The sequence below is a fragment of the Hydrococcus rivularis NIES-593 genome (assembly GCF_001904635.1).
Lineage (GTDB): Bacteria > Cyanobacteriota > Cyanobacteriia > Cyanobacteriales > Microcystaceae > Hydrococcus > Hydrococcus rivularis.
Genome location: NZ_MRCB01000005.1, coordinates 26,447 through 42,847 on the forward strand (window position 1 = coordinate 26,447; position 16,401 = coordinate 42,847).

Below are 16,401 nucleotides of genomic sequence, written 5' to 3' on the forward strand. Positions count from 1 at the left end.
AGGATGAAATTTATTAACCTTAATGTATAGAGAGAGGTTAATTCAACGGTTATGGTCATAGAGTGGCTCAAATTTCGCGTTTCTCCCCAGTCGAGAGAAAAGTTTATTCAAAAGGACGAGGAAATTTGGACGGCAACGCTGGCTAAGTATCCCGGTTTTTTAGGCAAAGAAGTTTGGATTAATCCAAGCGCACCAGAAGAAATCGTTCTCGTGGCACGCTGGCAAACCCGCGAAGAGTGGAAAGCCATTCCTCAAAAGGATTTAGACGAAACCGAACGGCAATTCGCTCAAGCGATGGGCGAAGATAGATATCAGATGATAGAAACCGGAGAATATCAGGTCCGAAAGTTTCCAGCTAGTTAAGCATTCATTCTTATACTATTTTGGATTTTGGATTGAGAAAGACTCATCCCATAAAGGTTTTAAAAATCTATCTGTAGCCAAGATTTTTCAAATTGGTATCACTTTTCCTATGACTACTTGTCCTCGCTGTCATCAATCCGTCGATGCAAAAGCCGTTCGCTGTCCCCACTGTTTTGCCGTCCTAAAAGCCTACGGTCATCCTGGAATTCCTCTCTATCAAGCCACTGGAAAGACTTTTTTATGCGATAGTTGCCGCTATCACGAAGACGATACTTGTACCTTTCCCCAACGTCCCTACGCGAAAACCTGCACCATGTATCGGGATAAATCCGAACCAGTAGAAGCTGAGTTAAAGTTTCCTCTCTATCCGTCGGATATGTGGGGGCGGTTTAAGACTTGGTGCCGCACAAATAAAGGTTTATTGTTACTGATTGGGTTGATTGGAATTAGTATCTTGGTTGCAATAAGGTAAATCATCGCATAACTGTTTTCGTTCTTAATGCCTGCGAACGTTTAGGGTAGGGGTTTTGCAATGCTAAGCCCCTACCTCATACCATTTTTCATTCATTAATGACACAGATAGTCGATCGCCTTCACCCCCAACCCCTCTCCCAAACTGGGAGAGGGGAAAAAGATGTCGATCGCGAAAACCTGAAAATTGGTATTAGTCGTTTTGCAGATAGCTGGCTATTTATAAATTTTTGTAAAGAAATTGAATAATTTACGCGATCGCTTCCAATACACCTATAGCAAGCTCAATAGTTTGAATTTTTGCTAAAGCATTTGGCAGTTAAGAAATTCTAGATTACGATTGAAACATATTATTGCAGTATGGGTATTCAAGCAAGCTATCTATTGCCGATTTTATTTTCCAAATTAACCGCTAAAATATGAACCATCAGCTGATTGCAATAGCGATTATTTCAATCTTGATTGGAATATCGTGTGGTATTTTAATTGCTATTTTAATCAAAATCATACGAAGAAAACAAGAAGTAGATAGTCTCATCCGTCCCCGCAATATTGTCGGTTTATTTGGCACGGTAGAAGTTCCTTTCGATCGAGATAGTAAAGGAAAAATTAGAGTCAATATCAAAGGCTCGATCGTTGATTTTATTGCCATGACCGATCGACCCATAACCTTAAATAAAGGAGATAAAGTTTTCATTGTAGAAATGAAAGATAGTCGAGTCTGGGTTATTCCGGCTGAGGATTTAAAACTTGGTTACGATTCAGAAAATTAAAACTCACTCAAAAGCTTTACAGAAAAAGGAGTATTACCAGTGAAATTCAACCAGGAATTGAAATCATCCTTTGAAGAAAAAATGATAGTATTGCAACTAGCTCAGATCGAACAAAATTCGTCAATCAATCAGCCTAAAAATAGTTTTGACGGGTTATTTTTTACTAGCATTCCCATTGCTTTATTGATCTTTGGTGCTATCGGGACTGTTTGGTTTCTTAACTCATTTTTGTGTATTTGTAAGCCCAATGAAGTTGTCATTATCTGCGGTAGAAAAAGACGATCTAAAGATGGGCAAGAAGTTGGGTATCGCGTCCTTTCAGGAGGGCGATCGATTCGGGTTCCAATTATTGAAACCGTTAAGCGAATGGACGTAACGACTATGCCCATTAGAGTTGAAATTCGCAATGCTTATTCTAAGGGAGGAACGCCAATTAATATTCAGGCGATCGCTAACGTAAAAATATCTAGCAATCCTGATGTAGTTGGCAATGCGATCGAACGATTTCTCGATCGCGATCGTTCGGAAATTATTCGCGTCGCCCAGGAAACTCTAGAAGGAAATTTACGCGGAGTTGTCGCCACTTTAACCCCAGAACAAGTCAATGAAGATCGCCTGAAATTTGCAGAAAGAATTACTTCGGGAGTCAGTAGCGATTTGATGAAACTGGGCTTAGAAATCGACACCCTAAAAATTCAAAATGTCTCTGATGATGTAGATTATTTAAATTCTCTGAGTCGAGAAAGAATTGCTCAAATTATCCGCGATGCAGAAATTGCCGAATCAAACGCTCTCAGTGAAGCAGAACAAATCGAAGCCGAATGCGAAGAAAAAGCTGAAGTGGCTAAAACTCAGGATCGAATTATCATTCTAGAACAAGAAAACGACCTGCGGAAAGTTAAAGCAAAACTCGAACAACAAGCTAAAACCGAAGAAGAAATTACCACTGCCGCAGCGAAAGAAAAACGTGCCAAAGTCGAACAAAAATTGCAAGCAATACGCGCAGAATTAGAACGCCTGCGACTGGAAGCCGATGAAGTTTTACCAGCCCAAGCACAAAAACAGGCACAAGAATTGCGGGCTAGAGGCGAAGCTTCCATCTTTGAAGAAAATGCCAAAGCAGCTGCATTAGTGACGGAAATGCTATCGCAAGTTTGGCAAGAAACTGGTAGAGATACCTCAGAAATTTTCCTAATTCAGCAATTAGAAACTGTCCTAAAAGAAGCCGTCAAAATTCCCGGGCGACTGCATTTAGATAACATCAATGTTGTAGACAATGGCAACGGCAAATCGGTATCAACTCTCGTCAAAGTCTATCCAGAAATTGTCGCTCAGTTCCTAGAAAGCGTCAAACAAACCCTCGGCATCGATGTTGTTGGAACGCTGACTCGTAAAGATGAAAACGGACATCAGTTACCAGTAAATAAATAACCAAAGACAAATGACCAAGGATAAATAACAAAACTATGGATATTCTGGCAATTTTATTAGGAATTTTTGGTCTTGGTACGGGGACGGGATACTTCGTATTTCGGAACCTTTACTACATCTGCCAACCCAGCGAAGTTCTCATTTTTGCGGGTTCCAAAAAAAGAATTTCTAGCACTAAAGAGGTTGGCTATCGCTTAGTCAAAGGAGGAAGTAGCTTCCGTACTCCCTTACTAGAACAAGCTTTCCGCATGGATTTAACCAATATGATTATTGACCTCAAAGTGGTCAATGCTTACTCAAAAGGAGGAATTCCTCTGACAGTAGAAGGCGTAGCCAACATCAAAATTGCCGGAGAAGAACCGACCATTCACAATGCGATCGAACGCCTTCTCGGAAAAAGTCGCAAGGAAATCGAACAGCTAGCCAAAGAAACGTTAGAGGGCAACTTACGAGGCGTATTAGCCAGTTTAACCCCCGAACAAGCTAATGAAGATCAGATTGCTTTTGCTAAAAGCTTACTAGAAGAAGCCGAAGATGACTTAGAAAAATTGGGCTTGGTTTTAGATAGCTTGCAAATTCAGAAAATCTCCGATGACGTGCGCTATCTCGATTCCATTGGACGCAAACAACAAGCAGATTTGTTCCGGGATGCGCGAATTGCCGAGGCAAAAGCCAAGGCAGAATCGATTATCAAAGATTCTGCCAACAAGCGGGTTACTGCCTTGCGACGCATTCAACGAGATTTAGAAGTTGCCAAAGCCGATGCCCAAAAACGGGTGCGAGATGCCCAGACGAAGCGAGTCGCCATGGTTGCCGAGGTAGAATCCGTCGTCTTGGCAGAAATCGCGCGAGTGCAAGCAGAAGTTGCCGTACAAACCGAACGAATTAAGCAAGTCGAACAGCAACTACAGGCAGATATCGTTGCCCCAGCAGAAGCGGAATGCAAGCGGGCAATTGCTAAAGCCCAGGGAAAGGCAGCAAAAATTGTCGAAGAAGGCAAAGCACAAGCAGAAGGGGCAAAACGCCTAGCCCAATCGTGGCAAGCAGCGGGGACGAGTGCCAAGGAAATCTACCTTTTGCAAAAACTAGAAGTCTTGATGAAGATGATGGCAGCCAGCGTACCCGAAGTCGAGGTACAAAACGTAACGGTTATCGATGGCAACGATGGTAAGAATGTTGCCAAAATTGCCTCTTTTGCCGAACAGTTGCGCCAGGCAACAGGAGTAGACTTAGTGCAGCTGGCAAATCGGATAGCCGGGGAGAAGACTTCAAGTCAAGAAGTCTTGACGCAACAGCCTCCCAATTTTAAAACCTTAAAACCATAAGCGGGTTTAGTAGGGGTGGGTTTTGAAACCCGCCCCTGCCAAAATTAGATGATAATGTTTCAAAGCGATCGCGGGAATAGGAAAAGTTAAACTCATCCTCTTATCTTAGCACGTTCGATATCACGTATTTTGTGATTTGTCAATAGCTATTAGCACAAAGAACCAATGACTATTGACAGTAATAAAGACTGTAGTGATAGCCATAGACCTTACGTTTAAAATTGAGGTCTCGATCGCAGTTGATGGCTTTTAATGCCTCTTGAGAAGTCGGAAAATTAACCAGCCACAATTGAAAAGGACGGGCAAGTTGCGGTAGCACTTGATGAAGCGTTTGAGATGCCGTTGGGATATCTTCGTTTGTTTGGTGGGCTAAAAGAAACTGGGGAGAATCAGCAATCGAATTTGGCGACGATCGCGCCATCCGCTTTTTCATTCTCTCAAACTCCCAAGCCAATCCCATGATTTCTCCCGTTTGTTCGTGGGTTTTGTGAAGGTTGGCGATGAAGATGGGCGTATCTGGAGAGACGAGTCGATGTGCTTCGAGCATGGTAGCAACGACGAAATCGGGGCGATCGGGTTTCTGAAAACCAAAATCGCCAACAACCGTCAGTCCGCCCAATAAACTCATTAACAAGACGACGACAACGGCACCTTTGCCTTGCGCGGGAAAATAGCGAGAAAGCTTAAAAGCAAGTCGTTTCTTCGGAGATTGTTGCCAAATTTGGGCGAGTACGGCTGCCATCAACAAGATAACCGCAGGAAAATAGATAAATTGGTAGCGAGCAGCCAACGATAAATCCGTGCCCAGGATATAAGTGACGAGCAAAATTAACGCGATCGCGCCGACGATACATCCCTCGAAAATCTTCATCTCCAAACGACTTGAATGCCCCTGGATTGGCGCTCGTAAGTAGCGAGCGATCGCTGGCATCAACCAGCAGAGAAACAACAAGATAACAACAGCCGACGTTATAGTGACCGGGCGAGGCGTTCCCTCTACAGGAAGCAGAAAAAGCATCGTGATTATCCACAGCAGAAGTCGCCCGATTGGTTCGAGAAAAGCTATCCCTAAATGTTCGCCCCGATAAATCCAATCGACCAGCTTATTTTCAGGGATGGTGCGCCAAGCCGACAGCCAAACAGCGCCTCCTATCGCCGTCCCCGCCACAGCAGCGTAAATCCTCAACCAATGGGAAGGAAATAACGCCGCCCAACCCGACTTTTTAATCGTTTCTATTTTTAAATCTACCAGCCAAACTCCTATTAGAACTAGCATCTGAGCCATCAAGGTCAGGGCAAAAAAATAATGGGTAGCAATCCCCAAACTGTTGACTGCCACCCAAACCAAGACAATCCATATCGGTAAAGGAATGCGATCTCGAACGTGTCGCACGGCAACGATAAGGCAGACAAGCGAGGCAATAATCCATAGAATAGAGATGGTATAGTGGCGAGCTTCTTGCGCTAAATAGATCCCGAAAGGAGAAACAGCCATCAAAGCCGCAGCCAACTGAGCGACTAACAGCGAACGAAACGCCAGCCACCCCAAACCGAACGCAGCAGGAATTGAAACAACCCCGAATAGAGCGCTCGGCGATCGCGCCGCCCACAGAGAAACTAAACTGCCTTCACTAGAAAAAAGCTTCAGCCACAGATGGGTTAGTACGAAGTAGAGAGGCGGATGGGTACTTTCCGCCATCAAGCGATCGATAACATCTCCCGGCTGAGTCGTTCCAGTGACTTGTAGCGGCTGCAACAGTTCTTGCGCAGAAATGATGCGATCGAGAGGAACTGTCCGAAAACTATGACCTAGACTGAAAACAATCGTTGCCCATTCATCAGACCAAGGAGGCTTGAACCCCAAATGGTAAAAGCGCAATCCAGTTCCGATCGCCAGCCACCCTAAAAACAACCATATATGCAACCAAGCATTCCTATTTTTCAATCTGGACGGGGTTAAGCTTGCCATATTCCGAATCTGGGACAGAACTGTCGATCCATTGTAGAGGCTATTGATGACCCTCTCTGCGCTAAGATCGTTCCCTTGTTCCCTATCTGATTTAAGCTTTTCCTCCAATCTAAATCGGTCGAGTCTCCTTAGAATGATGGTTAGGGGACAACCCTTGTATTCGTTTTGAGAGGAAATGACTGGTTATGTCTTGCCCGGCAAAAGTTTTCCCATAGGCGCTACCGTGTATGCCGATGGGGTGAACTTTTGTATTTTTTCCAAACATGCTACGAGGATCGAGTTATTGCTATTTGACGAACCCAACGACCCAAAACCCGCCCGCGTTATCGCACTCGACCCCAAACGCAACAAAACCTTTCACTACTGGCACGTTTTCGTTCGAGGCATTGGCGCGGGACAGATTTATGCCTATCGAGCTTACGGTCCTTTTGAGCCAGAAAACGGACATCGATTTGATGGCAACAAAGTCCTGCTCGATCCCTACGCGCGGGCGATCGCGGGAGAGGAAATTTACGATCGCCAAGCAGCGATTGACAAGGGCGATAATTGCGATCGCGCCTTGCGAGGTGTCGTCTTCGATCCGAACACCTACGATTGGGAGGGCGATCGTCCCCTGCGTCATCCCTATGCCAACAGCGTTATCTACGAAATGCACGTAAGCGGTTTCACTCGCCATCCCGATTCGAGCATCGCACCAGAAAAGCGCGGGACATTTGCGGGATTAATCGAGAAAATTCCCTATCTCAAAGACTTGGGGATTACGGCAGTAGAGCTACTGCCCATCCATTATTTTGACATTGAAGATGCGCCGCCGGGACATGACAACTATTGGGGTTACAGTACCATTGCCTTTTTTGCTCCCCATCGGAGTTACAGTTCTCGCCGCGATCCTCTCGGACCCATCGATGAATTTCGGGATCTGGTCAAGGCGCTGCATCGCGCCGGAATTGAAGTGATTCTCGATGTCGTCTTCAACCATACGGCAGAGGGGAATCAAGAGGGACCGACCCTCTCGTTTCGCGGCTTAGACAACTCAATTTACTACATTCTAGAAGAGGACGATCTTGCCGAATACAGCAACTATAGCGGCTGCGGCAATACCTTTAAAGCCAATCACCCCATCGCTGGCGAATTGATCTTAGACTGCTTGCGCTATTGGGTTGCCGAAATGCACGTCGATGGGTTTCGCTTTGACTTGGCATCGGTATTATCGAGAGATACCTCTGGTTGTGCCCCGCGCGACTATCCGAAAACGCGAGAAATTCTCTGGGCGATCGAATCCGATCCGGTTTTAGCAGGCACGAAACTGATCGCGGAAGCTTGGGATGCTGCGGGATTGTATCAAGTCGGGACGTTTATTGGCTTTGCCGATTGGTTCTCCGAGTGGAACGGACCTTTTCGAGACGACGTGCGTCGCTTTGTCAGGAACGATTCGGGAACAGTTGACAAGTTAGCCCAAAGAATTCTCGCCAGTCCCGATATCTACCCACGACGGGATATCGATGTCAACCGCAGCATTAATTTTGTTACCTGTCACGATGGCTTTACTCTCAACGATCTCGTTTCTTATAACGAAAAACACAACGAAGCCAATGGGGAAAACAATCGAGATGGTTCCGATCGCAACTTTAGCTGGAATTGTGGACAGGAAGGAGAAACAGACGATCCCCAAATCCAAGCGCTGCGTTTGCGTCAGATAAAAAATCTGCTGACGATCCTATTTATTTCTCAAGGTACGCCCATGTTATTGATGGGAGACGAAGTGCGGCGATCGCAAAAAGGTAACAATAACGCCTACTGCCAAGATAACGAATTGAGTTGGTTTGACTGGAGTGCCGTCGAAAAAGAAACCGATCTATTGCGCTATGTTAAGGGACTCATCAAGTTAGTTCAGTCTTTCAAAATCTTTCAAGAGGAACGCCTTCTAGAGGTGGCGAGCGAAACTCACAAACCCCATCTGGTTTGGCATGGAGTCAAATTGGGACAGCCAGATTGGGGATATGATTCCCATAGCTTAGCGTTTACGCTGCGCCACCCAGCAGCAGACGAACGCTTGCACGTAATGCTCAATGCTTACTGGGAAGCCTTGACCTTTGAATTGCCCTTGCTGGGATACTGCGATGGCTGGCATCGAATTATCGATACATCTTTAGCTTCACCCGACGATTTGTGCGATCCCAAAACCGCGCCGCCTGTTAGAGGAGAACAATATCAAGTTATGGCGCGATCGACGGTGATTCTTATGGTCAAGCCAATCGATCGTTGCGATCTTGTCTAGTTTCAGAGAAACAATAATCAATTAGACTAGACTTTCCGCAGATGAATTAAAAAACAGTCGATCTTGGAGAATACAAGTTATGCTAAACAAACCCGAAGTCAGAATTGAGGCGATCGCGGCGAGAGAGATTTTAGATTCTCGCGGTCGTCCCACGGTTGAAGCAGAAGTCCTCCTGGAAACGGGAGCATTGGGAATCGCTCAAGTGCCTAGCGGCGCTTCTACCGGAACCTTTGAGGCACACGAACTGCGGGATGACGATCCCCATCGCTATGGCGGAAAAGGAGTTCTGCAAGCCGTCCGCAACGTCGAAGAAAAAATTGCTCCCGAACTGATCGACATGAATGCGTTCGACCAGCTATCCGTTGACCTGAAAATGATCGATCGCGACGGTTCTCCTAACAAAAAATACTTGGGAGCCAATGCAATCTTGGCGGTTTCTCTTGCCAATGCGAAAGCCGCAGCAGCTGAGTTGGAGTTGCCCCTCTACCGCTATCTGGGAGGTCCTCTCGCCAATCTCCTTCCCGTACCGATGATGAACGTTCTCAACGGCGGCGCCCACGCAGACAACAACGTGGACTTTCAGGAGTTTATGATTATGCCCGTGGGGGCGGACTCTTTCGCGGAAGCCTTGCGCTGGGGCGCTGAAGTGTTTGCGGTGCTGGGCAAGGTACTCAAGGATAAAAAATTGCTCTCTGGGGGAGTGGGCGATGAAGGCGGTTATGCGCCTAACTTGGGTTCCAACCAAGAAGCATTGGATTTATTGATGGAGGCAATAGAAAAAGCTGGCTATAAGCCAGGAGAACAAGTCGCCTTGGCGATGGACGTAGCCGCCAACGAGTTTTATCAAGACGGTCAGTATATCTACGACGGCAGCGCTCATTCTGCCCAAGACCTCATCGATTACCTGACTAAATTAGTCGATACCTATCCCATCGTCTCGATTGAAGACGGGCTTCACGAAGAAGATTGGTCGAACTGGAAGCTGCTCACAGAAAAGTTGGGATCGCGGGTTCAGCTAGTCGGCGACGATCTCTTCGTCACTAATCCAACCCGACTGCAAAAAGGCATCGATACAGGAGTCGGTAATGCCATTTTGATCAAACTCAACCAAATTGGTTCTCTCTCAGAAACCCTACAAACAATCGAACTAGCCACGCGCAAAGGCTATCGTTGCGTTATCAGCCACCGTTCCGGCGAAACGGAAGACACGACGATCGCGGATTTAGCAGTTGCTACCCGTGCCGGACAAATTAAAACGGGTTCTCTGTGCCGCAGCGAACGAGTGGCGAAATACAATCGGCTGTTGCGGATTGAGGATGAATTAGGCGATCGCGCTATTTACGCCGGCAAAGTCGGACTCGGACTGAAGCAGTAATCGGCGAGAAAGGATAATTAGTTGTCATTCCCAACGAAGTTAGAGAGACTCCGCCGTCTCACGGCGGAGCCTCAACGAACGGCTTGAGTAGGCGAACTTCTTCGCCCACCGCGTCCTCCTCTAACTTCGTGAAGAATCTACTAGAGCCTTCGCTTCACTGCCTTGCACTCGGCATGCTAGTTGAGTGACAAAACTCAAATCGCCCTCACCCCAACCCCTCTCCCGCTCTGGGAGAGTAGCTCTCAACTTAAGACTTTTGCCTGAAGTCCCTTCGCCCCTTGTGGGAGAAGGGATTTAGGGATGAGGGGACAAAGATTTGTCAGTCAACCAGATCGGTATGAGACAACGCTCTTTCGATCGGTATTCAACCTAACCTGATATAAGATACAAAAACTCCAAGATTGCATCAATCCTGGAGCTAAAATTTTATCGGGAAAATAAAATCCCCCTGCTATTGCTCATCGCTATTGAGAATCTGTGGAACTCGAAAGAAGTCTCCTTCGATTTCTGGGGCTTGTTTAAGCAGTGCTTCTCGATTGGAATATGGGATCGTCTCATCGGGACGAGCGACATTGCTGATTTCAATGGCTCTGGTTGTTGGCGGCACATTTTTGGTATCTAACTCGCTAAGCTGTTCAAAATACTCCAAAATGCTACTGAGTTGAGTCGCAAATTGCTCTTCTTCTTCAGGAGTAATTTCTAGGCGAGCTAAATGAGCAATTTTTTGAACTTGTTGGCGATCGAGCATTGTTTTGTGATTAGTTATTGGTTAGTAGTTAATCGTATTTATCGCTTATCCCTCATCTTCTAGAAATAGACATCCATTTCGGAGCGTCCTGTAGTCTTTAGCCAATTTTGTGCTTCTATGTAGTTATTGGGAGCAAGGCGAATAGCCTGTTTCCAATATTCAGCCGCTTTGTCAAAAAATGCTTCGGCTTCTTGAGGTTGTCCGGCTTCTTTGGCTTTTTCACCTTCATAGTGATAAATAACGGCAATATTGTTCAATGCTGAAGGCATGCGGGGATTGAGTTCGATCGCTTGGTGATAATACTCTAGCGCTCGATCGCGCTCTCCGTTACTTGCATAGATCAAGCCCATATTATAAAGAATGTAGCTGCGATCGGTCGGGTCTTCCTCTAGCTTGAGAGCTTCGTTGTAGTTTTCTAAAGCTTCGGCATATTCTCCTTCCGCTTGAGCGGACATTCCATCGCGATAATAAACGAAGGCTTCTTTTGCTTTTTGATTAGCCGGCAAAATTTTTAGCAGAATATCTGCCATTACTGTGAAGCTTTTGTCAATAAAATTGTCGTTGCGTTGGGTGCGTGGCATGGCTAAACGCTAATGATGAGTATTTATAGTTAATCCTAAACTAGAAATTAGCACGCGATCGCGTGCAATGGTTTAAAGTTATCTCTATTTTGTATTTGTAGAATGAATAGCCAGATAGGGTTTATTGTTAAAGTCTTAATTCTTTCCATCGCGTTGTCTGTCGCGATTAAATATGGCGGTCAAGCGCTGGCGATCGCTCCTACCCCAACCAACGTTTTATTAGGAATTTTACTGCTTCCCGCGCTCGTTGCAGTCGCACTAGGGTGGCGAGCAAGAAACGCGGTAAAGCTCAAAGATTCGTCGCCCGAAAGGATCGGTCAAAAATCGCTGTAGCTAGTCCATGGGAGAGAAAACCTTGAAGTTCGGTCAATGGCTTGGCGTTGTTGCAATCGGGATTGCCCTATACATCATGTGGCAAATTCGGCAGATCTTGCTGCTGCTGTTTGCTGCGATCGTTTTAGCCAATGCTTTAAATATTTTGGTCAAAAGACAGCAAAAATGGGGAATAAAACGAAGTTATGCCGTTGCCATCTCCGGTATCCTTCTAATGGCTGCTTCAATTGGATTTTTTTGGTTAGTCGTTCCCCCTTTTGTCAATGAATTCCAGCAGTTAGTGCAGTTAGTTCCTCAAGGGATCGAAGAGTCGATCGCGTGGCTCGAAGAATTAGGCAATCGCCTCGATCCCGAACTCATTCGAGCTTTGCCTACCATAGAACAACTAACTCAACAACTGCAACCGCTAGTCAATCAAATAGCCGGACGAGGATTGAGTTTTTTCTATACTTCTTTGGGAATCCCGCTGAGTCTGGTCTTTTTGCTAGTGCTAACTTTTATGCTGCTAGCCGATCCCCATCCCTATCGTCAAGGATTTATTCGTTTGTTTCCTTCTTTTTATCGGCGGCGAGTCGATGAAATTTTGATTCATTGCGATCGCGCTCTCAATGACTGGCTGGCAGGCATTTGCTTTAATATGCTTGCCATTGCTTTGTTGAGTTTTGTAGGATTATCAGTGCTACAAATCCCGCTAGCGCTCTCTCAAGCCACGATCGCGGGTCTATTTGCGTTTATTCCCACTATCGGTCCCGCCTTAAGCGTCGTACCGCCCATGGCGATCGCACTTTTAGACGATCCCTGGAAAGCTCTTGCCGTCCTGATTTTCTACATTGTCATGCAGCAAGTAGAAACTCAGGTGTTAACTCGCCTGATTCTCAAGCATCATATCTCCGTCTTCCCGGCGATTACCCTACTGGCACAATTGTTTTTTGCAACTGTCTTTGGCTTTTTGGGTTTATTTCTGGCTTTTCCTTTAATCATCGTCGGTCAGGTTTGGCTCAAAGAAGTTTTGATTGAAGATATTCTCGACCGATGGAAAGCAGGGGGCGTTGGGAGACAAGAAGAGGAGGAGACGGGGGGACAAGGAGACAAGGAGACAAGGAGACAAGGGGACGAGTACTAACTACTAACCACTAGCAACTGTAGGGGCAGTATCCTTTCATCCAAAATCAAATGACTGATGAGAACGATCGCAGAAATTAACGATAAAATTCGCCGTCAAGCTGCGGTGGCGTGGACGGTAGAAGAACTGAAAGCCAGAGTACAAGACATCGGCATTGCCCAAGCTTTTAAAGAAGTAGATGTCATTTGTACGGGAACCTTTGAGCCGATGGAGTCATCGGGTGCTTTGATTAATCTAGGACATACCGATCCCCCCATCAAAATCCGTCGGTGCTGGCTTGACGGCGTACCTGCCTATGCTGGATTTGGGGCGGTAGATTTGTATATCGGCGCAACGGCTATGGCAGATTACACTGGCAGCCCAGAAATGGCTGATGGAGAAAACCGGCAGGGCGCAACACTTCCAGAACGAGGTGGCGGTCACGTCATTGAAGATTTAATTGCTGGTAAAACCGTTCAATTGCGAGCGATCGGACAAGCGACAGACTGCTATCCTAGAGCTTCCTATGAAACCACTATTAGCGCTAAAACGATTAATCAGTTTTATCTGTATAATCCTCGCAATCTCTATCAAAATTTTATTGTGGGAGTCAACGGGGGCGATCGCCTTTTATATACCTATCTCGGTCCCTTACAACCCAGACTAGGCAATGCCGTCTATTCAAGCCCCGGCGCCATTTCTCCCCTTCTCAACGATCCAGATTTGCAACTAATCGGTATCGGCACGCGCATTTTTTTGGGAGGCGGGATCGGTTATGTTGCCTGGGAAGGAACGCAGCATTTTCCCTTACAAAAGCGTCTGCCCAACCGCACGCCCATTGGACCCGCTGCTACTCTCGCTCTCATTGGCGATGCCAGACAAATGAATCTTCGTTGGGTGCGAGGCTGCTATTTCAAAAACTATGGTCCTTCTCTGATGCTTGGCGTAGGCATTCCCCTTCCCGTTTTAAACGAGGAAGTCGTTCGCCATTGCGCCGTCCGAGACAAGGAGATCGTCGCGCCTGTCGTCGATTTTTCCATTCCTCGGCGCGTCCGTCCTACCTTTGGTCTAGTTAGTTACGCCCAACTCAAAAGCGGTCAGATTACCATCGAAGGAAAAACAGTACGAACTGCTCCGCTTGCCAGTATTTTTCTCTCTAGGCAAGTTGCCCAGGAATTAAAGCAATGGATCGAAGCAGGCGAGTTCATGCTTGCCGAACCCGTCGCCTCGATTCCGATGGATCGTTCTTTTTTACCCCAAGATCGCTGGGGTTCTAAAATTACGCTCGATTGACTTTTCCTCTAGTTTTTAGGGGATTCTGGGCGGATAGAATTTAGAAGACTCAAAACCTCAGTTGAGCTTTTAACTCGCCTAATGTTATGGAGACGCGATCGCGTATAGTTTTTTCGACTTTTGTTATTTCTACAGCATTATTGGGAATTATATGACTGTAGGTCGAAAAAAATGCGTTAATGATAAGAGATATCGAGTGGAATCACATTTTAGATAGTATTTCAAACGATGCACACGAAGCGATTATTCGTAATGATTTTGTAGAACCTTTTTTAACAGCACTGGGATTTACAAAAACAGAATGGTTTCCAGAGTTTATGACAGGTAAAGGAGCTGATAGCGTAGATTATGCAGCTAGAAAAAATAGTGTTGGTGATATTTTTAGAGATACAAAAACAAATCCTTATGTTCTAATTGAGGTTAAGGGACGAAGAACGGTTGCTGGAGCACAAATTAACTTAGCAAACGGAACTTCCAAATACAAAGAAACAAAAGAACAAATCAAAAGATATCTACTTTCTCCTAAATGTCAAACCGCCCGGTGGGGAATTATTACTAATGCAACGCATATTCAGTTATTCCGACGGCATGAAAAAGTTATCGTTCCCGCCACTTCTAACTATTTGATTAAAAAAGACAACATCGCTCAAATTGTCTCCCAGATTAAAAATTTAATCGATAATCCTCCTAGAGCCTTATCTGTTTGTGTTTATAACGATAAAGGTGGAGTTGGGAAAACAACAACGGTAGCTAATTTAGCGGCAATTCTTGCACATCTAGGCAAAAAAGTTTTAGTTATTGATTTCGATCCGCAACAAGGGGATCTGACGGCTTCTCTGAGAAAACAAGAAGGAAAAGTTAAATTATCTGATTGTCTAATTAACCATAAGATAGATATTCATAACACTATTCAAAAGTTCCAAGTAAAATTCAAAAATCCGCCTACGCTAAAAAATATCTTTGACTTAATTCCTTCTGACTCAGCACTTGAAAAATATATGGAGCCTGGGGAGCAAGCTAAAATCCAGGGAGGATCTGCTCGCTTAAAACGATTAATCGAACCTTTATTGGAAGAATATGATTATATTATTTTTGACTGTCCGACTAACTGGACATTTTTTAGTCAAAGTTGCGTCTATGCTTCAGATGTTGTTTTAATTCCCACACAGCATAATAATTTTGCCTCTCTCAAAAATTCTCAAAAAGTTATTCAAAAATACATTCCAGAAATACGAGATAAAAGAGATGATGGAAGACCAGTTGCTCTACCAATTTTCTTTAATCATCATAAACCTACCGATGCTGCAATGAAAAGAACGCATGATTTTATCCAATCTTTATTGACAACAAGTAGCGGTGGAATCAATAAAGACTTACTTCCTTACTACTATCCAAAAGCAAGTTTGGGTAGTTTTGATAAATCAATCTTTTCTATTCCTGAATATGCTATTGTAGCCAGCGCTGGATTTTCCGGGATTCCTGCTGCTTTAACGCATAAAATCGCACATGCATCTTATCTCGCTTTAGCTAAGGAGTATTTTCTATAATGGGTGACTTTGATAATATTGGTAAACTTATGCACTTGCCTTTAGAAGACATTAAACCAAGTGATGAATTTTTTACAGCACCTGAGTTTATTGTCAATGCGGCAGCAGCAGCAGTCAAGACAGAAGGAAGAAATTGGGTTCCTTTAATTGTTAAAGAAATTGCTGAATATCAATATCAAGTTGTCAGTAATCCACTGGTTTATGAAGTTGCACAAAAAGCTGGACTAGAAAGAGTTTGGTGCATCGTAATCGATCCAAAACCAGAAAATATAGAACAGGCAAAAATTCTAACAGGAGCAACTAAGCCTCGTGTCAATTTAAACACTGCTTCTAGAGAAACTATTCTTGCCGCGCTTAAGTATTTAATTGAAGAACCTAATAGTGCTTTAAAGGGAGTAGATGTTATCATAGCTACTCAGAAAATCGCCGAAGCGAAGCGAGAAAGCTGGAAAAATTTTAATGAGATTACTAAATTAAAATGTGGGATAACACAAGGAAAAAAATTAGAGGCTTTGAAGGAAGTATTTTTTCTTTCTCCTTCGCCAAAAGCAAAATTACCTCCTCTTCCCGAACCTGTTAGTATTAAACGCGCATCTAGAGATGAAATTTTTGAGCGTCTTAACTATTTATTTACTTGGAAGATAGATAGATTTGATACTATCAATCCAGACAAAGCAGCAGATATTATCTTTACAGCTAGCAAAAGCAAGTGGAAAAGCCTAAATCCTATATCAAAATTGAATTGTGGTCTTAATCAAGCACAAATTAAAACTTTAAAAATCGTGTTCTCCCTCTAATAAAAAAACTCTGCG

At 44.7% G+C, this 16,401-nt stretch carries 16 protein-coding genes; 13 read left to right on the forward strand and 3 right to left on the reverse strand.

Features of this window, described 5'->3' with window-relative positions; genetic code table 11:
* Positions 1 to 51 precede the first annotated feature (51 nt).
* The 6 genes from NIES593_RS06090 to NIES593_RS06110 all read left to right on the forward strand — a co-directional run bounded on the left by NIES593_RS06090 (position 52) and on the right by NIES593_RS06110 (position 4,363).
* Positions 52 to 363 carry a TIGR03792 family protein gene (locus NIES593_RS06090; RefSeq protein WP_015142443.1) on the forward strand — a complete coding sequence of 104 codons (312 nt, stop codon included), beginning with the start codon at positions 52 to 54 and terminating at the stop codon, positions 361 to 363.
* 109 nt (positions 364 to 472) lie between these two features.
* Positions 473 to 835, forward strand: coding sequence for a zinc ribbon domain-containing protein (locus NIES593_RS06095; protein ID WP_073598732.1), 363 nt, complete (start codon positions 473 to 475; stop codon positions 833 to 835).
* A 98-nt stretch (positions 836 to 933) separates the two neighbouring features.
* Positions 934 to 1,083: a hypothetical protein gene (locus NIES593_RS23950; protein WP_175561047.1), complete on the forward strand. Its 150-nt coding sequence runs from the start codon at positions 934 to 936 to the stop codon at positions 1,081 to 1,083.
* 170 nt (positions 1,084 to 1,253) lie between these two features.
* Positions 1,254 to 1,607: an NfeD family protein gene (locus NIES593_RS06100; protein ID WP_073598733.1), complete on the forward strand. Its 354-nt coding sequence runs from the start codon at positions 1,254 to 1,256 to the stop codon at positions 1,605 to 1,607.
* An 81-nt stretch (positions 1,608 to 1,688) separates the two neighbouring features.
* The gene (locus NIES593_RS06105; protein WP_073598734.1) at positions 1,689 to 3,038 is read left to right on the forward strand and encodes a flotillin family protein; all 1,350 of its coding nucleotides are present in this window, start codon (positions 1,689 to 1,691) and stop codon (positions 3,036 to 3,038) included.
* Positions 3,039 to 3,073: 35 nt separating this feature from the next.
* On the forward strand, positions 3,074 to 4,363 hold the full coding sequence (locus NIES593_RS06110) for a flotillin family protein (RefSeq protein WP_073598735.1): 1,290 nt from the start codon (positions 3,074 to 3,076) through the stop codon (positions 4,361 to 4,363).
* A 169-nt stretch (positions 4,364 to 4,532) separates the two neighbouring features.
* Here NIES593_RS06110 and NIES593_RS06115 read toward each other — a convergent pair whose 3' ends face one another.
* The gene (locus NIES593_RS06115; RefSeq protein WP_073598736.1) at positions 4,533 to 6,332 is read right to left on the reverse strand and encodes a glycosyltransferase family 39 protein; all 1,800 of its coding nucleotides are present in this window, start codon (positions 6,330 to 6,332) and stop codon (positions 4,533 to 4,535) included.
* Positions 6,333 to 6,507: 175 nt separating this feature from the next.
* Between NIES593_RS06115 and glgX the strand changes: the two genes are divergently transcribed.
* Positions 6,508 to 8,610 carry a glycogen debranching protein GlgX gene (gene glgX / locus NIES593_RS06120; protein WP_073598737.1) on the forward strand — a complete coding sequence of 701 codons (2,103 nt, stop codon included), beginning with the start codon at positions 6,508 to 6,510 and terminating at the stop codon, positions 8,608 to 8,610.
* 79 nt (positions 8,611 to 8,689) lie between these two features.
* The gene (gene eno / locus NIES593_RS06125; protein ID WP_073598738.1) at positions 8,690 to 9,985 is read left to right on the forward strand and encodes a phosphopyruvate hydratase; all 1,296 of its coding nucleotides are present in this window, start codon (positions 8,690 to 8,692) and stop codon (positions 9,983 to 9,985) included.
* Between the two features lie 451 nt (positions 9,986 to 10,436).
* Here eno and gatC read toward each other — a convergent pair whose 3' ends face one another.
* Positions 10,437 to 10,733 carry an Asp-tRNA(Asn)/Glu-tRNA(Gln) amidotransferase subunit GatC gene (gene gatC, locus NIES593_RS06130; RefSeq protein ID WP_073598739.1) on the reverse strand — a complete coding sequence of 99 codons (297 nt, stop codon included), beginning with the start codon at positions 10,731 to 10,733 and terminating at the stop codon, positions 10,437 to 10,439.
* Between the two features lie 59 nt (positions 10,734 to 10,792).
* Positions 10,793 to 11,314, reverse strand: coding sequence for a photosystem I assembly protein Ycf3 (locus tag NIES593_RS06135; RefSeq protein ID WP_073598740.1), 522 nt, complete (start codon positions 11,312 to 11,314; stop codon positions 10,793 to 10,795).
* 102 nt (positions 11,315 to 11,416) lie between these two features.
* Here NIES593_RS06135 and NIES593_RS06140 point away from each other — a divergent pair, with 102 nt between their 5' ends.
* The 5 genes from NIES593_RS06140 to NIES593_RS06160 all read left to right on the forward strand — a co-directional run bounded on the left by NIES593_RS06140 (position 11,417) and on the right by NIES593_RS06160 (position 16,386).
* Positions 11,417 to 11,647, forward strand: coding sequence for a hypothetical protein (locus NIES593_RS06140; protein WP_073598741.1), 231 nt, complete (start codon positions 11,417 to 11,419; stop codon positions 11,645 to 11,647).
* A 7-nt stretch (positions 11,648 to 11,654) separates the two neighbouring features.
* The gene (locus NIES593_RS06145) at positions 11,655 to 12,770 is read left to right on the forward strand and encodes an AI-2E family transporter (protein WP_245817327.1); all 1,116 of its coding nucleotides are present in this window, start codon (positions 11,655 to 11,657) and stop codon (positions 12,768 to 12,770) included.
* Positions 12,771 to 12,827: 57 nt separating this feature from the next.
* The gene (locus NIES593_RS06150) at positions 12,828 to 14,042 is read left to right on the forward strand and encodes a homocysteine biosynthesis protein (protein ID WP_073598742.1); all 1,215 of its coding nucleotides are present in this window, start codon (positions 12,828 to 12,830) and stop codon (positions 14,040 to 14,042) included.
* Positions 14,043 to 14,221: 179 nt separating this feature from the next.
* Entirely contained in the window at positions 14,222 to 15,589 is a 1,368-nt protein-coding gene (locus NIES593_RS06155; protein WP_073598743.1) for an AAA family ATPase, read from the forward strand.
* Positions 15,589 to 16,386 (forward strand): hypothetical protein, encoded by a 798-nt coding sequence (locus NIES593_RS06160; protein ID WP_073598744.1) that lies wholly within the window; start codon positions 15,589 to 15,591, stop codon positions 16,384 to 16,386. The genes NIES593_RS06155 and NIES593_RS06160 overlap by 1 nt, the downstream gene beginning before the upstream one ends.
* The last annotated feature ends 15 nt before the right edge of the window (positions 16,387 to 16,401 follow it).

What these genes read in the sequence shown, in the direction of transcription:
- NIES593_RS06135 (WP_073598740.1), bottom strand. Translation starts at nt 11,314, where the DNA reads ATGCCACGCACCCAACGCAACGACAATTTTATTGACAAAAGCTTCACA.
- NIES593_RS06160 (WP_073598744.1), top strand. Translation starts at nt 15,589, where the DNA reads ATGGGTGACTTTGATAATATTGGTAAACTTATGCACTTGCCTTTAGAA.
- NIES593_RS06155 (WP_073598743.1), top strand. Translation starts at nt 14,222, where the DNA reads ATGATAAGAGATATCGAGTGGAATCACATTTTAGATAGTATTTCAAAC.
- NIES593_RS06140 (WP_073598741.1), top strand. Translation starts at nt 11,417, where the DNA reads ATGAATAGCCAGATAGGGTTTATTGTTAAAGTCTTAATTCTTTCCATC.
- NIES593_RS06095 (WP_073598732.1), top strand. Translation starts at nt 473, where the DNA reads ATGACTACTTGTCCTCGCTGTCATCAATCCGTCGATGCAAAAGCCGTT.
- NIES593_RS06100 (WP_073598733.1), top strand. Translation starts at nt 1,254, where the DNA reads ATGAACCATCAGCTGATTGCAATAGCGATTATTTCAATCTTGATTGGA.
- gatC (WP_073598739.1), bottom strand. Translation starts at nt 10,733, where the DNA reads ATGCTCGATCGCCAACAAGTTCAAAAAATTGCTCATTTAGCTCGCCTA.
- NIES593_RS06090 (WP_015142443.1), top strand. Translation starts at nt 52, where the DNA reads ATGGTCATAGAGTGGCTCAAATTTCGCGTTTCTCCCCAGTCGAGAGAA.
- NIES593_RS23950 (WP_175561047.1), top strand. Translation starts at nt 934, where the DNA reads ATGACACAGATAGTCGATCGCCTTCACCCCCAACCCCTCTCCCAAACT.
- NIES593_RS06115 (WP_073598736.1), bottom strand. Translation starts at nt 6,332, where the DNA reads ATGGCAAGCTTAACCCCGTCCAGATTGAAAAATAGGAATGCTTGGTTG.
- NIES593_RS06110 (WP_073598735.1), top strand. Translation starts at nt 3,074, where the DNA reads ATGGATATTCTGGCAATTTTATTAGGAATTTTTGGTCTTGGTACGGGG.
- glgX (WP_073598737.1), top strand. Translation starts at nt 6,508, where the DNA reads ATGACTGGTTATGTCTTGCCCGGCAAAAGTTTTCCCATAGGCGCTACC.
- eno (WP_073598738.1), top strand. Translation starts at nt 8,690, where the DNA reads ATGCTAAACAAACCCGAAGTCAGAATTGAGGCGATCGCGGCGAGAGAG.
- NIES593_RS06105 (WP_073598734.1), top strand. Translation starts at nt 1,689, where the DNA reads ATGATAGTATTGCAACTAGCTCAGATCGAACAAAATTCGTCAATCAAT.
- NIES593_RS06150 (WP_073598742.1), top strand. Translation starts at nt 12,828, where the DNA reads ATGAGAACGATCGCAGAAATTAACGATAAAATTCGCCGTCAAGCTGCG.
- NIES593_RS06145 (WP_245817327.1), top strand. Translation starts at nt 11,655, where the DNA reads ATGGGAGAGAAAACCTTGAAGTTCGGTCAATGGCTTGGCGTTGTTGCA.